Here is a 14,169-nt window from a genome sequence, read left to right on the forward strand (position 1 = left end):
GTGAGGTTTCGGGCACCGAGGGCGGGGTAGGACCCGAGCATGGGGGACACACGGGGGATGCGCGCGCTCGTAGCGATGGTGCTGCTGATGACGACGGGGTTCGTGACCCTCGCATCGGGTCCGGCAGCCGTCGCCGCCGGTGGGTTACCTGATCGGTGCGTGGAGTCGCGGAGCGGCACCACCGTGCGGTTCGACTCCAACGTGCCCGCCACCGATCTGGACGTCCGGATCTGGGTGGGCTACCAGGAGATTCGCAGCGACATCTACCTCGTCAGCGGACCGGAGTACCAGTACGGCCCGCGCTGGCTGTTGACGGACCAGTTCAACCGGCTCGGACAGCCTGGCGGAGTCACCTTCGACAACCAGGCACCTTATGGGTACTACGACTCCCCTCCGAGCAGCGGTGAGGTCCGGGTGCGTCCCAAGCAGGAGCTGCCCGAGTACTGGTCGGGCGATTACACGTTCTCCATCGAGTCAGGCATGCCGATGCCGTCGGACATCACCGTCACCGTCACGTGGGCGGACTGCGACGAGGACCGCGACTTCCACGGGGACAAGACCCGCGACAACTGCGTCGGTCTCCACAACCCCGAGCAGTTCGACCTCGACCGGGACGGCAAGGGCGATCCCTGCGACCCCGACGACGACAACGACAACGTCGCCGACGTCAGCGACAACTGCCCGACGACCGCGAACGACCAGACCGATTGGGACGGCGACCGCATCGGCAACGCCTGCGACACCACTCCCGGCATCGCGCCGCCCCCGCCGGCGACCACCCCGGTCCCGCCGGGGACCACGACGCCGCCGGGGACCGTGCCACCGCCCCCCGGGTGCACCGCGAGCTGCGCCTACGCCAGCACGATAGGGCTGCGGCACCAGAAGGCCCGCCACCGCCTCACCGGCAAGGTCGAGTCGGTCGCGTTCGGCTGTCGCGCGGGCGTCGAGGTCACGATCTGGCGCAAGAAGTCGGGCGAGGGCCGCAAGCTCGTCGTGGTGACCACCCGATCGACCGCGAAGTTCCGCACCAGGGCGCCGCGTCGGGCCGGGCGCTACTACGCCACCGTCGGGTCACCCGCGCAACCGCTCTGCGGCAACGCGACCTCGCGTGTCGTACGCATCCGCAAGCGCTGACCGCAGAGGTGTGGCCGGCCCCGCCGGTCCCACCTACCCTGTGCCGATGCGCCTGCTCCCGATCCGCCTCGCCCTGACCGCACTGGTGGCCGGGTTCGTCTCGACGGTCGCAGCACCGGCCCCGGCCGCCTCCGCGCCCGTGCCGTGCGTGCGCACCTTCAGCGGATCCGCGACGGCCGTCGCGCCGGACGCGGCCGGCGACCCGCCGTCCACCACGACGACGGCCTCGCTCGCCGTACCGGCTGCACCCGGAGTGGTCGAGGACGTCGACGTCACCGTCGCGATCGAGCACCCCGATGCCTTCCAGCTGCGCGTACGCCTCTCGCACGCCACCAGCACCACCATCCTCCAGAAGCGGTTCGCCGACAGCGGCCCGCAGGTGCGCCCGCTCTCGTGGGACGACGAGGCCGCGGCGGTCTACGGCCCGACCTCGGCGCCCGGCTCCTACCGCCCCGACCAGCCGCTCAGCCTCCACGACGGAGCCGCGATCGGCGGCGCGTGGCGGTTGCTCGTGGACAACTGGGGCCCGTCCGCGGGCCGCGTGCTGTCCTGGAGCGTCACCATCAGCTACAGCATCTGCGACGCGGACGGCGACGGCGTCGAGGACCACGTCGACAACTGCGACCCGGTGGCCAACCCCGACCAGGCCGACATCGACCGCGACGGCGTGGGTGACGCGTGCGACGGCGACCCCGACGGTGACGGGATCAGCGGCCCGGCCGACAACTGCCCGAGGGCCGCCAACCCGACACAGGCCAACAGCGACGCCGACGCGCTCGGCGACGCGTGCGACGCGGATGACGACGACGACGGCCGCGCCGACGCGGACGACGGCTGCCGCCTGGAGTCCGCCGCCACGTCGTCGGGCTGCCCGTCGGTCGCGACCAAGGTCCGCCTCCGCAAGGAGAAGTCGCGCCTCGTCGGCAAGGTGCGCTCCGACCGCGCGGCGTGCGTGGACGAGGTCCGCGCGACGTTGAAGAGGAAGAAGGCGGGGCGCGACACCAAGCTCCTGGTCGTCACGACGAAGTCCAGCGGTCGCTTCCGCACGCGCGTCCCGAAGGCAGCCGGCCGCTACTACGTTGTGGTCCGCAAGCGGTACGCCGTCGGCGTCGCCGAGTGCGGCAGCAGCAGGTCGACGACGGTGCGGGTGCGGCGCCGCTGAGGCCGCCCCGTCCCGGAGGTTTCGGGAGCCCGCCTGCGGGGCATGTCCGTCGCATGGGACAGCAGCGCGGGAGTCGGGTCTTCGTCGGGGTGGTGCTGGGCGTCGTGGCGGCACTCGGGGTCACCCAGCCGGGTGCCTCCGCGGAGTCGGCCGGGTCCGCACCCGCCGGTCAGGTCGCCGACGGATCGGTCTCGCCCGACATCGAGCAGTACCCGACGGTGTGCCCGAAGCCCTCGAGCGGCGCCGGTGCCGACTCGCAGCTGCCCTGCGAGCCGCCGGACCCGTGCAGCGAAGACTCCGACGGCGACGGTGTCTACGACTGCGAGGACCCCTGCCCGCGGGATCCGTACGACACCTGCGACGACCCGACGCCGACCACGCCTCCCACCACGCAGCCTCCGACCACCCAGCCCCCGACGACCCAGCCCCCGACGACGCAGCCGCCCACCACGCAGCCGCCGGTGCCGACCAGCACGCCGACCGTCGGCGTACCCACTGTGTCCCCCGGGTGCCAGGCGTCCTGCGCGTACCTGCGCGAGGTCGACCTGCGCGTGACGACGACCAAGCTCAAGGGTGCCGTCGACTCGGTCGCCCAGGGCTGCCGCGCGGACGCGACGATCACCCTGTGGCGCCAGAAGAAGGGCGCCGACCGCCGCCTGGTGGTGCTGACCAGCAAGCAGACGGGCACCTTCCGCACCGGGCGTCCCGCCCGCGCCGGCCGCTACTACGTCACCGTCACCTCGCCGGAGCAGCCGCTCTGCGCCTCGGCGACGTCCCCCACCGTGCGGGTGAAGCGCTCCTGAGTGCCGCCGCAGCGTGAATCCGTTCGCGCTCGGCGTGCCTGCCGACCTACGCTTGTCGGCATATGACGAACGCACCTGACTTCAACCTCAAGGACGCCCTCGACGCGACCCGCGGCTGGGACGACGACTCGATCGAGCTGGACGACGACCTCCTCGACCCCGAGGACTCCTTCGAGTCCGGCTACGCCGACGACGGCTCGTCCGACGACGCCTATGACGAGCCGGACCCCGAAGAGCTGACGATCGGCGCGCAGGAGCTCGCCGAGCGCCACGCGCTGCGACGCGTCGCCGCGCTGCGCACGGAGCTCGAGGACATCACCGAGGTCGAGTACCGCCAGCTGCGCCTCGAGAAGGTCGTGCTCGTCGGCGTGTGGACGCAAGGAACCGTCGCCGACGCCGAGAACTCGATGGCCGAGCTCGCGCTGCTCGCGGAGACCGCCGGCTCCGAGGTGCTCGAGGCGATCTTCCAGCGCCGCCAGTCGCCCGACCCGGCGACCTTCATCGGCCGCGGCAAGGTCGAGGCGATCCGCGAGATCGTCCAGGCGACCGGCGCCGACACGGTGATCTGCGACGGCGAGCTCGCGCCGAGCCAGCTGCGCAACCTCGAGGACAAGATCAAGGTCAAGGTCGTCGACCGCACCGCGCTGATCCTCGACATCTTCGCCCAGCACGCGAAGAGCAAGGAGGGCCAGGCGCAGGTCGAGCTGGCGCAGCTGCAGTACATGAAGCAGCGCCTCCGCGGCTGGGGTGGCAACCTCTCGCGCCAGGCCGGCGGTCGTGCCGCCGGCGGTGACGGCATCGGTGGCCGCGGCCCCGGTGAGACGAAGATCGAGACCGACCGGCGTCGCATCAACACGAAGATCGCCAAGCTTCGCAAGGAGCTCAAGGACCTGCGCGGCACCCGTGACGTCAAGCGCCAGTCGCGTCGTCGCAACCACATCCCCAGTGTCGCGATCGCCGGCTACACCAACGCAGGCAAGTCCTCGCTGCTCAACCGGCTCACCGACGCGGGCGTGCTCGTCGAGGACTCGCTCTTCGCGACCCTCGACCCCACCACGCGTCGTACGACGACCGCTGACGGCCGCATCTACACGATGTCCGACACCGTGGGCTTCGTCCGCCACCTGCCCCACGGCCTCGTCGAGGCCTTCCGCTCGACGCTGGAGGAGGTCGCCGACAGCGACCTGCTGCTCCACGTCGTCGACGGGTCGCACCCCGACCCCGAGGGCCAGATCGCGGCGGTCCGCGAGGTGCTCGCCGAGATCGGTGCCACCAAGGTCCCCGAGATCATCGTGATCAACAAGGCCGACGCGGCCGACCCGATGGTGATCAGCCGCCTGCGCGCCCGCGAGCCGCACAGCGTCGTGGTCAGCGCGAAGACCGGCGACGGCATCGAGGACGCGCTGCGGACGATCGAGTCCGAGCTGCCGCGGCCGCAGGTCGAGTTCGACGTGCTGCTGCCCTACGAGCGCGGCGACCTGGTCAACCGGATCCACCAGGAGGCCGAGATCGGCTCGCTGGAGCACACCGGCGACGGCACGCTCGTCGTCGGCCGTGCCAACGCCGACCTCGCGAGCGAGCTGACGGCGTACGCTCGCTGACGTTGCCTTCCAGCGATCCCCGGCTGACCGGGGATCGCTGAAGTTGTCAGGCCTTGCACGGGCCGACATGTTCAGGGATCCCCGGCTGACCGGGGATCCCTGAACAGCGGGTCAGCCCTTCGTGCGCCGGCAGACGTTGCCGACGTCGACGGCCTGGCCGCGCTTGATCACCAGGTCCTGCGTGCTCACCACGGTGCCGCGCTTGTCGGCGCACGAGAGCACCCACGCCTCGGTGATGCCGGTCTCGATCGGCGGCGTCGGGCCTTCGAAGGTGACGGTGCCGGACCAGTCGTACTCCGGCGCTCCGCCGGCGTAGTTGTCGGCGACGACCGTGTACGTCCCCGGCTTGGGGTCGGGGATGCGGATCGTCTCCGGGTTGCTGAGCGTCGCCCCCGAGCCGACCGCGACGCCGTCGGGCCCGATGACGGTGAAGTCCCAGTCCTGCGCCTCCGGGTCCGACGTGGCCGGCCACGAGATCGAGACGTTGGCGAAGCCGTTGTCGGCCTGCGGGAGGCCCTGCACCGTGAAGGTCGTCGACTCGGAGCTGCCGACGGCCGGCACGCCGGCCGGGTTGGTCAGCGTGATCGGCGACTGCGCCGGCCCCTGCGGCTGGCGTCCGTAGCGGCCGACCACGAGCGGCCGGGTGGACGGGTTCACGTCGAAGGTGAAGGCGCCGCCGGTCGAGGCGTAGTCGGTCGTCAGGGTGTCCTCGTAGAGGATCGGTGCCGCCGGCGGACCGGACGGCTGGATCACCGGTGACGTCGGCGAGACGACGTTCTTGTAGACGCTGATCGTGTGCTTGGCCGGGGCCGTGCCGGTGATGCGGCTGTGGTGCACGGGGTCGGCCGCTGCGTCGAGCGCGATCCAGTACGCCTCCCCGTTGCCGCCGCGACCGGCGCTGTCGGCGGGCGCCTCACCGAGGTACTCGCCGACGACGGCCTCCTCGTAGGCCGGGTGGAAGCCCTCGTCGCCGATCTCGAAGGTGTAGCCGTAGCCGCCGGTGATCCAGTAGCTCCAGTCCTCGGTCGAGCCCGAGGTGTCGTAGAGCTGGTATGACGCCTGGTTGACGTAGCTGTTCTGGTCCGCCATCGCCTGGCCGATCGAGGCCAGCGCCGGCTCGTCGGGTGCGCGCCCGGTGGCGGCGATGGCCGGCGGGCGCAGGACCAGGTTGCTGTAGGTGTGGTTGGAGATCATCATCGTGACGGCTCGCTCGGAGATGAGCTGGCGCACGGCGTCGCTCTCCGGCTCGCTGCCCGGGCCGTCGCCGCGGTAGGTGTCGCTCGACCAGCTCGGGCTCGCGCCGCCGCCGCCCCAGAAGCCGGGGTAGTTGCGGTTGAGGTCGGTGCCGCGCAGCCGACCGGCCGGGTTGTCGGCACACGTGCCGGACCGGTAGTCCGGGACGGTGGCGCTCGGCGGCGTGGTGTTCGCCGAGATCGAGCAGTTCTTGCGCTTCATCTCGTAGTCGAACTGCGAGAAGTCGCCGCGCGGGGTGGCCCCGCGCGAGATCGTGAACCCGTCGACGTTGACCACCGGCACCAGGATCACGCGGGAGCGTGAGAGCAGGTCGCGCGCCCGGGCATCGCCGGCGCGGTAGGACTGGAGCAGGTCGAAGGCGAACTCCATGGTGTGCTCCGCGCTCGGCCACTCGCGCGCGTGGTGCGCGCCCATGAGCAGGAAGACCGGCTTGCCGTCGGCGACCCGGTCGGCCCCGACGGTGACCTCGATGCCGCGGATGTCCGCTCCGAGCACCGTCGTGTTGGCCAGCGTCAGCGGCTTGGTGAGCGACGGGTAGGTGCGCGCGAGCTGGTCCATGTCGCTGAGGTAGTCGGCGTACTGCCGGTAGGACGTGCGGCCGCTCGGCAGCGCGGACTCCGCGACCGAGGCGGCGTACGCACGGTCGAGCTTGCGGTTCTTCTTCGTCAGCGCCTCGAGGTCGTCGACGGTGACGGTCCAGGTGAAGCCGGCGTCGCGGAGCACCTGGGCGTCGCGGGAGTCGTGGAGGACGACCTCGATTCCCTTCTTGTCCGCGTGCTCGGTGACGTCGAGTCCGAGGGCGATGACCTCGTTGCGGTCGGCGACCGACGGGGCGGCGACCTTGACGACCTGGGTGACGTCGCCGTCGGCGGTGCGGGCGAGCTCGCGCGGGACGGTGCTGCGGCTCTCGTCATCGGTGGCGCCCGCCGCGGTGGCGGCGGCGAGCCCGGCGGCGACGAGCGCCGTGATTGTGGCCAGCCGGGTGGCGGCGGCCCTGGGCGTGCGTGGTGACATGTGTTCTCCCGAGAGGTGTGCGCCGCGAGATCTGTCGCGGGTGTGATCCACACAACACCGGGGCGCGGCGAGTTGTCGAGGGGTGGCGACGGCCGGTGACGACCGGAACCTTTGCCGGGGGTCGGCCGTTGAGCCCCCATGTGCCCGGATTCGGGCTCCTGAGTCTCGTGGTGGAGGATGTCGCGCATGTCACGTGGTGTCTGGGTCCGGTTCTTCCTCGTGCTCGGCCTCCTGGTCGGGTGCCTGGCGCTGGCGATCAACGTCAAGCCCAACCTGGGTCTCGACCTCAAGGGCGGCGCGCAGTTCGTCTTCCAGGCAGAAGGCACGGAGCAGACCCCGGCCAACGCGGAGAACGTCGACAAGACCCTGCAGGTGCTCCGCGGTCGCGTGGACTCCCTCGGTGTCTCGGAGCCCACGCTCGTGCGCCAGGGCGAGAACCGCATCCTCGTCGAGCTGCCCGGCGTCGCCAGCGACGAGGAGGCGCAGGAGGCCGAAGAGCGCATCGGCACCACCGCCAAGCTGACGATCCACGAGGTGATCGCGACCGCCCAGGCCGAGCAGGAGCCCGCCAAGGAGGGCAACGAGATCCTGCCGTCCGACCAGGGCGACACACTGGAGGTCGGCCCGACGGTCATCCAGGGTGAGGAGATCACCGGCGCCAGCGCCGTGCAGCGCGACCAGAGCGTGGAGTGGGTCGTCGCGATCGACTTCAACGGCAAGGGTGGCGACACCTGGGCCGACATCACCGGCAAGGCCGCCTGCGAACCGTCCGGCGACCCCAAGCGCCGCATCGCGATCGTCCTCGACGGCGAGATCATCTCCTCGCCCGAGGTCAACACCGGTGTCGGCTGCGACGTCGGCATCCGGGGCGGCTCCACCGACATCACCGGCAACTTCAGCGCGACCGACGCCAGGGAGCTCGCGGCGCTGATCGAGGGCGGCTCGCTCCCGCTCGAGCTCAGGGCCATCTCCGACCGCCTCGTCGGCCCCTCGCTGGGTGCCGCGGCGATCGACGCCTCCATCGAGGCCGGCATCATCGGCATCGTCCTGACCGGCCTGTTCATCATCTTCGTCTACCGCCTCGTCGGGTTCGCCGCCACCGTCGCGCTGGCGTCGTACGCCCTGCTCGCCTACGCGATGCTCGTCGGCCTCGGCTCGACGCTGACGCTGCCCGGCCTCGCCGGCTTCGTGCTCGCGATCGGTATGGCCATCGATGCCAACGTGCTCGTCTTCGAACGAGCACGGGAGGAGTACGTCGCCTACCCGAGTGCCGGACTGAGACGGGCCCTTGCGGTCGGCTTCAACAAGGCGTGGAGCGCGATCATCGACTCCAACGTGACGACCCTGCTCGCGGCCGGGCTGCTGTTCTTCCTCGGCTCCGGTCCGATCAAGGGCTTCGGTGTGACGCTGACGATCGGTGTCGTCGCCTCGATGGTCTCGGCGCTGATCATCGCCCGCGTGCTGTGCGACCTCGCGGTCGCCAACAAGCCCGTCTCCGCGCGTCCCGCGATCAGCGGCCTGAGCCACCACGGCAGGGTGCGCCTCTGGCTCGACAAGAAGGACCCGCAGCTGATGAGGCGCCGCGGGACGTGGCTCGGTGTCTCCGCCGCCGGTCTGCTGATCGCCATCGCCGGCATCGTGACGCAGGGCCTCCAGCTCGGTGTCGAGTTCACCGGCGGCCGTCAGCTCGACTACTCCGTCAGCAACGACATGACCGTCGAGCAGGCCCGTACGGCCGTCGCCGACGCCGGCTTCGCCGAGGCCGTCGTGCAGACCGCCGACACCGGCGACACCGCCTTCACCGTCCGCACCTCGACGATCACCAACGAGGAGGAGCAGCGGATCGAGGAGGAGCTGGGCAAGGTCGGTGGCACGGTCGAGAAGATCGACGACCAGACGATCGGAGCCTCGCTCGGCGACGAGCTGCGCAACAACGCGCTCATCGCCTTCGGTGTCGCGTTCCTGGCCCAGCTGCTCTACCTCGCCATCCGGTTCAAGTGGACCTTCGGCGTCGCTGCCGTGCTCGCGATGCTCCACGACGTGATACTCGTGGTCGGCCTCTTCGCCTGGCTGCAGAAGCCGATCGACGGCATCTTCCTGGCCGCCGCGATGACCATCATCGGTCTCTCGGTCAACGACACCGTCGTGGTGTTCGACCGCATCCGCGAACGCTGGTGGGGCTCGAAGCCCGAGGACAACTTCACGGACGTCTCCAACAAGGCCGCGGTTGAGACCATCCCGCGCACGGTCAACACCGGTCTCGGCTCGATGTTCATCCTGGCGGCGCTGGTGTTCCTCGGTGGCGACTCGCTCCAGGACTTCGCCGTCGCGCTGCTCGTCGGTCTCGTCGTCGGCACGTTCTCCTCGGTCTTCGTCGCCACCCCGCTGCTGACCTACCTGCAGGAGCGCTACCCGATGTCGCGGGTGAAGAAGGAGAAGGTCGAGCGGACTCCCGAGGACTCGGGCGCCGTCGTCTGACCTGGTGTGCCGTGTTTCCAGTGATCCCCGGCTGGCCGGGAATCACTGAACATGTCAGGCCGTGCACGCCCTGACATGTTCAGCGAGAGCCTGACAAGTCCCGCCAGACCTTGCTGGGTCGGCGTACGCTCGCTGCATGTTGTGGCTCCTGCTGATCGTCGTCCTGGGTGTCGTCGCCTACCGCTACCGGGTCAAGCTCCTCGCGAGGATCCTCGGCCAGCCCGAGCGTCGCATCGAGCGCCAGATCGGCCGCAAGAAGAACTACTGAGCACCCCTGTGGATGGCGTACGCCGTCCTGTCGGCGCCGCCCCGTAGGGTTCTCTGGTGCCCGAGACCGCCGCGACCACCACGCCCGTCAGCGAGGTGCTCGCGAAGGCGGTCACGGCCCTCGGCGGCCAGCAGCGCGACGGCCAGGTGCAGATGGCCGGCGAGGTCGCGGAGGCCATGCAGGAGGGCCGCCACCTCCTCGTCCAGGCCGGCACCGGCACGGGCAAGTCACTGGGCTACCTCGTCCCGGCGATGCTCCACGACAAGCGCGTCGTCGTCGCCACGGCGACCCTCGCGCTCCAGCACCAGCTCGTCGAGCGCGACCTCCCGCGCCTGGTCGAGGCGGTCAAGGGCGTGCCCGGCCTCGACACGTCGTACGCCGTCCTCAAGGGGCGGTCCAACTACGCCTGCCTGCACCGCATCCGGGCCGGCGTCCCCGATGACCAGGGCACCCTCGTCGACGTCCCGACGGGGTCGATGGCCGAGAAGGTCCTCGAGCTGCGGGCGTGGGCGGAGGAGGAGTCCGAGCAGGGCGGCTCGGGCGAGCGCGACAACGCGCCGCGCCACACCGACCGCGAGTGGCGCCAGGTCGCGGTCAACCACCGTGAGTGCCTCGGCGCCTCGAAGTGCCCGTTCGGCGCGGAGTGCTTCGCCGAGCTCGCGAAGGAGAAGGCGCAACGCAGCCACCTGATCGTCACCAACCACTCCCTCCTCGCGATCGACGCGATCGAGGACGTGCCAATGATCCCCGACTACGACACGGTCGTGATCGACGAGGCCCACGAGCTCACCGCCCGCGTCACCCAGGCCGCCACCGACGAGCTCGGCGCAGGCGACATCGAGCGCGCGGCCCGTCGCGCCACCCGCTGGACGGCGGACGCCGCGGGCGATCCCGCCGGCGACCTCGAGGACGCCGCGGGGGCCCTGGCCGAGGCGATCGAGGCGACGTCGCCCGGCCGCATCGACAACGTGTCCACCCAGCTGGCCGACGCGCTGGTGCTGGTCCGCGACGCGGCGCGCGCCTGCCTGTCGGCGTTCCCGCGGGAGTCCGGCGGCGGTGAGGGCGAGGGCGACGCGGGCCGCACCCAGGCGAAGGGCATGGTGCAGGAGGTCTTCGTCAACGCCGAGCGGATGGCCGCAGGTTCGCAGGCCGACGTGCTGTGGCTGGGGGAGGCGCGCGACCGGTTCCCGGCGCGGCTGCACGTCGCGCCGCTCCAGGTGTGGGGCCCGATGCGCGACAAGCTCCTCACCGACAAGACCGTCGTCTTCACGAGCGCGACGCTCATGCTCGGCGGCGACTTCAGCGCCGTCGCCACCTCGCTCGGCCTCAAGCCGACGGAGCGCGAGGGCTCGATCGTGGCGCCCGCGGACGACGACACCGTCCTGCCGTGGAAGGGCCTCGACGTCGGCTCGCCGTTCGACTACGGACAGCAGGCCATCCTCTACGTCGCCCGCCACCTGCCGCAGCCCGGCCGCGATGGCCTCGGGCAGGCGCAGCTCGACGAGATCTGCGACCTCGTCGACAAGCTCGACGGGCGCACCCTCGGCCTGTTCTCGAGCCGTCGCGCCGCCGAGACCGCGGCCGAGGCCGTCCGTGCGAGGCTGCCGCACCTCACCACGCTCGCGCAGGGTGACGCGCAGCTGCCCGAGCTCGCCAAGCAGTTCGTCGAGGACCCGCACACCTGCCTCTTCGGCACCCTCTCCCTGTGGCAGGGCCTCGACGTGCCGGGCGAGACGTGCCAGCTCGTGATCATCGACCGGATCCCGTTCCCGCGGCCCGACGACCCGCTGATGTCGGCGCGCGCCAAGGCGGCCGACGCCTCGGGCGGCAACGGGTTCATGGAGGTGTCGGCGACCCACGCGGCGCTGCTGCTCGCCCAGGGCGCGGGTCGGCTCATCCGCACGATGACCGATCGCGGCGTCGTCGCCGTGCTCGACCCGCGTCTCGAGACCGCCCGCTACGGGCGCTTCCTCAAGGCGTCGTTGCCGCCGATGTGGTCGACGATCGACCCCGCGCTCGTGCGCCAGGCGCTGTCGCGACTGGGTCAGGCGTAGAACGCGTAGACCACGATCGCGAGCAGCACCACCAGCGCCAGCACCAGCATGATGCGCGACGAGCTCGGCCTCACCTCGGTGATGGCGTCCGACCGCGTGCCGCCCGTGGTCTCGTACGCCGACGGTGCGGGCGTCGCGGGAGCGGCCGGGGCCGCCGGTGCCGCGCCTCCTGACGTCCGACCGAGCTCCGCCGCCGCCTGGTCGAGCCAGGTGTCGACCTCGCCCATGTCGTAGCCCGCTGCCAGCCGCACGGGGTTGAACCTCAGGCTGCTGACGTCCGAGGCCGTCATCGACGTCGCCCCGTCGGCCAGTGCGACGAAGACGCGGTCGACCGCGGCGTCGACGTCCGCGATGTCGTAGCCCTCGCGGAGCTTGGTCGTGCCGAAGCGTGGCCGCTCGAGCGCCATCTGTCAGTCCTCCTGGTCGGGGGCGTCGGGTGGGTAGCCGAAGACCTGGTAGTCGCGGCGGTACATCGTTCTCACCAGCTCGCGCAGCTCGGCCGACACCTGCCGGCCGCGGCCGCCGGGGGCGGTCTGGTTCTTCGGGGCGGTCGGCACGGCGGGTGCGCCGATCCGCTCGCACACCTCGGCGAAGTCGCGGTCGAACGTCTCCAGCCGACCCACGAAGTCGACCCGGTTGAGGTCGATCATCCGGCTCTGCAGCGTCAGGTGCTGGTCGGTGCCCGGCACCGCCGACAGGTCGTGGGTGGCCGTCCACCGCGCGAACTCCTCGACCCGCTGCATCCGCTCGTGGGTGCCTGCGTCGAAGTCGTAGTAATTGTGGTCGACGACCTTGTCGTGCCATGCGGACACGAACCGGTCGAGCGGGTCGCGCACGAAGGCGAACGTGAAGTAGTCGGCGTACGACGCCAGCGGGTAGCGCACCCGCATCGCGTGGTCGACGTCGAGCGTCACGCCGTGCGTCTCGCAGTGGTGCCGGATCGTGCGCGTCGCGACCTTGGCCACGCGGTACCAGACGAACCGGTGGCTGTGGCTGATCGTCAGGTTGTACGCCAGCGGGCTGAGCCAGCCCGATGCCTCACCTGCCGCGGTGAGCCGGTCGATCTCGGCCTGCCCGGCCGGCGTCAGCCGCCGGCGGTTCGCCTCACGGGTGCGGAACACCTCGGGCGCAGGAACGGCAGGCTCGGACATCGCCGCGAGGCTACTCGAAGGGGATCCGCCCCCGCAGCGACTCCACGTCTGTCAGCGGCTCCTTGCCGGTCTCCGCGATCAGCTCGCGGGCCTGGTCGACGCTGTCCCAGACGTTCCAGAGCAGCACGCCCCGCACCGCGCCGGACTGCAGGTAGTAGACGACTCCGGTGCCGACCTGCCCGTCCTTCCAGTCCTCGACCATGTCGAGCCGGCTGCTGGTCTCGCCGATCGCCTCGTAGCCGGCGTCGAGGATGTCGGACCAGAAGAACGGCGTGTAGTCGTAGGCCTCGTCGGCGCCTGCCATCACCTTTCCGGCGTGCTCGCCGGACTTCTCGGCGTGGTCGACGTGCTCGACGCGGCGGCGCCCGAGGAGGGCATCGGGGTACGACGCGACGTCGCCCGCGGCGTACACATCGGTCGCGCTCGTGCGGAGGTGGTCGTCGACGACGACGCCGTTGTCGACGTCGAGGCCGGCGGCCTCGGCGAGCCCGGTGCGGGGGAGGACCCCGACGCCGATCACCGCGGCGTCCGCGGCGATGTCGGTGCCGTCCTCGAGGCGGATGCGGACACTGCCGTCGGCCTCCTCGCCGCCCGCGACCGAGCCGTGCACGACGGTGACGCCGCGGTCGGCGAAGGCCTTGGTCAGGCTGGCCGCGAGCGCGCGCGGGAACATCTGCTCCTGCACGTCCTCGAGGTCGAGCACGAGCGTCACCTGGACGTCGTTCTGCACGAGCGCGGACGCGATCTCGGAGCCGATGTAGCCGCCACCGACGACGGCGACGTGGCTGCCCGGGGTGGCGATCGCACGGAGCCGCTCGTAGTCGGCTGCCGTGCGGTAGTAGACGACGCGCGGCCCGGGGTCGACCGCGAGCGTGCGCGGCTCGGCGCCGGTGGCGAGCAGCAGCTTGCCGTAGCCGACGCTCGTGCCGTCGGCGAGGCGTACGACGTGCGCGTCGGGGTCGATCGCCGTCACGGTCGTGTCGGTGACCAGGTCGACGTGGTCGTCGTCGTCGAGGTCGCCGGCGAGCGAGCTCCCCTCGAGGGTCTCGTCGTCCTTGAGCCAGAGGTCCTTCGACAGCACGGGCCGGTAGACCGGCTTGTCGGGCTCGGAGCCGTACACCCCGATCGAACCGCTGGAGTCCCCGGACCGGATGCCCTTCACGGCACTGGCCGCGGCCACTCCTGCTCCGACGATGACGTAGTCGTAGGTCTTCTCGGCGTCGCTCATGCCGCCATCGTGTCCCGGTGGG

The 14,169-nt window shown here is 71.1% G+C and carries 11 protein-coding genes; 7 read left to right on the forward strand and 4 right to left on the reverse strand.

Annotated features, from left to right (window positions below; genetic code table 11):
- The first annotated feature begins 39 nt into the window (after nucleotides 1–39).
- The 4 genes from EUA06_RS05820 to hflX all read left to right on the forward strand — a co-directional run bounded on the left by EUA06_RS05820 (nucleotide 40) and on the right by hflX (nucleotide 4,700).
- On the forward strand, nucleotides 40–1,134 hold the full coding sequence (locus EUA06_RS05820) for a thrombospondin type 3 repeat-containing protein (RefSeq protein ID WP_129474074.1): 1,095 nt from the start codon (nucleotides 40–42) through the stop codon (nucleotides 1,132–1,134).
- Between the two features lie 46 nt (nucleotides 1,135–1,180).
- Entirely contained in the window at nucleotides 1,181–2,296 is a 1,116-nt protein-coding gene (locus EUA06_RS22940) for a thrombospondin type 3 repeat-containing protein (protein WP_129474075.1), read from the forward strand.
- A gap of 53 nt (nucleotides 2,297–2,349) precedes the next feature.
- Nucleotides 2,350–3,099, forward strand: a complete 750-nt coding sequence (locus EUA06_RS22690) for a hypothetical protein (RefSeq protein WP_207208223.1) — start codon at nucleotides 2,350–2,352, stop codon at nucleotides 3,097–3,099.
- 62 nt (nucleotides 3,100–3,161) lie between these two features.
- Nucleotides 3,162–4,700, forward strand: coding sequence for a GTPase HflX (gene hflX, locus EUA06_RS05835; RefSeq protein WP_207208224.1), 1,539 nt, complete (start codon nucleotides 3,162–3,164; stop codon nucleotides 4,698–4,700).
- Nucleotides 4,701–4,811: 111 nt separating this feature from the next.
- Here hflX and EUA06_RS05840 read toward each other — a convergent pair whose 3' ends face one another.
- Nucleotides 4,812–6,968, reverse strand: a complete 2,157-nt coding sequence (locus EUA06_RS05840; RefSeq protein WP_129474076.1) for a M14 family zinc carboxypeptidase — start codon at nucleotides 6,966–6,968, stop codon at nucleotides 4,812–4,814.
- Between the two features lie 186 nt (nucleotides 6,969–7,154).
- Between EUA06_RS05840 and secD the strand changes: the two genes are divergently transcribed.
- From secD to EUA06_RS05850, 3 genes are all read left to right on the forward strand, one after another.
- The gene (secD, locus tag EUA06_RS05845) at nucleotides 7,155–9,446 is read left to right on the forward strand and encodes a protein translocase subunit SecD (protein WP_129474077.1); all 2,292 of its coding nucleotides are present in this window, start codon (nucleotides 7,155–7,157) and stop codon (nucleotides 9,444–9,446) included.
- Nucleotides 9,447–9,582: 136 nt separating this feature from the next.
- Nucleotides 9,583–9,714 (forward strand): hypothetical protein, encoded by a 132-nt coding sequence (locus tag EUA06_RS23205; protein WP_277985657.1) that lies wholly within the window; start codon nucleotides 9,583–9,585, stop codon nucleotides 9,712–9,714.
- A gap of 53 nt (nucleotides 9,715–9,767) precedes the next feature.
- Nucleotides 9,768–11,768 (forward strand): ATP-dependent DNA helicase, encoded by a 2,001-nt coding sequence (locus tag EUA06_RS05850; protein WP_422879745.1) that lies wholly within the window; start codon nucleotides 9,768–9,770, stop codon nucleotides 11,766–11,768.
- On the opposite strand, the gene EUA06_RS05855 is transcribed toward EUA06_RS05850, so the two are convergent.
- Genes EUA06_RS05855 through EUA06_RS05865 form a run of 3 tightly spaced genes read right to left on the reverse strand, consistent with a single transcriptional unit; the run spans nucleotide 11,759 to nucleotide 14,147 of the window.
- Nucleotides 11,759–12,175, reverse strand: a complete 417-nt coding sequence (locus EUA06_RS05855) for a DivIVA domain-containing protein (RefSeq protein WP_242497985.1) — start codon at nucleotides 12,173–12,175, stop codon at nucleotides 11,759–11,761. The two genes, EUA06_RS05850 and EUA06_RS05855, sit on opposite strands and share 10 nt — an antisense overlap.
- 3 nt (nucleotides 12,176–12,178) lie before the next feature.
- A complete protein-coding gene (locus tag EUA06_RS05860; RefSeq protein ID WP_129474078.1) occupies nucleotides 12,179–12,919 on the reverse strand; it encodes a sulfotransferase family 2 domain-containing protein in 741 nt (246 codons plus the stop codon).
- 10 nt (nucleotides 12,920–12,929) lie between these two features.
- Entirely contained in the window at nucleotides 12,930–14,147 is a 1,218-nt protein-coding gene (locus EUA06_RS05865) for an NAD(P)/FAD-dependent oxidoreductase (protein ID WP_129474079.1), read from the reverse strand.
- Between the last annotated feature and the right edge of the window lie 22 nt (nucleotides 14,148–14,169).

It is taken from the genome of Nocardioides glacieisoli (genome assembly GCF_004137245.1).
Lineage (GTDB): Bacteria > Actinomycetota > Actinomycetes > Propionibacteriales > Nocardioidaceae > Nocardioides > Nocardioides glacieisoli.

Bases quoted from the DNA above. Each gene is read 5' to 3' on its own strand.
- EUA06_RS05820 (WP_129474074.1), top strand. From the start codon at position 40: ATGGGGGACACACGGGGGATGCGCGCGCTCGTAGCGATGGTGCTGCTG.
- EUA06_RS22940 (WP_129474075.1), top strand. From the start codon at position 1,181: ATGCGCCTGCTCCCGATCCGCCTCGCCCTGACCGCACTGGTGGCCGGG.
- EUA06_RS22690 (WP_207208223.1), top strand. From the start codon at position 2,350: ATGGGACAGCAGCGCGGGAGTCGGGTCTTCGTCGGGGTGGTGCTGGGC.
- hflX (WP_207208224.1), top strand. From the start codon at position 3,162: ATGACGAACGCACCTGACTTCAACCTCAAGGACGCCCTCGACGCGACC.
- EUA06_RS05840 (WP_129474076.1), bottom strand. From the start codon at position 6,968: ATGTCACCACGCACGCCCAGGGCCGCCGCCACCCGGCTGGCCACAATC.
- secD (WP_129474077.1), top strand. From the start codon at position 7,155: ATGTCACGTGGTGTCTGGGTCCGGTTCTTCCTCGTGCTCGGCCTCCTG.
- EUA06_RS23205 (WP_277985657.1), top strand. From the start codon at position 9,583: ATGTTGTGGCTCCTGCTGATCGTCGTCCTGGGTGTCGTCGCCTACCGC.
- EUA06_RS05855 (WP_242497985.1), bottom strand. From the start codon at position 12,175: ATGGCGCTCGAGCGGCCACGCTTCGGCACGACCAAGCTCCGCGAGGGC.
- EUA06_RS05860 (WP_129474078.1), bottom strand. From the start codon at position 12,919: ATGTCCGAGCCTGCCGTTCCTGCGCCCGAGGTGTTCCGCACCCGTGAG.
- EUA06_RS05865 (WP_129474079.1), bottom strand. From the start codon at position 14,147: ATGAGCGACGCCGAGAAGACCTACGACTACGTCATCGTCGGAGCAGGA.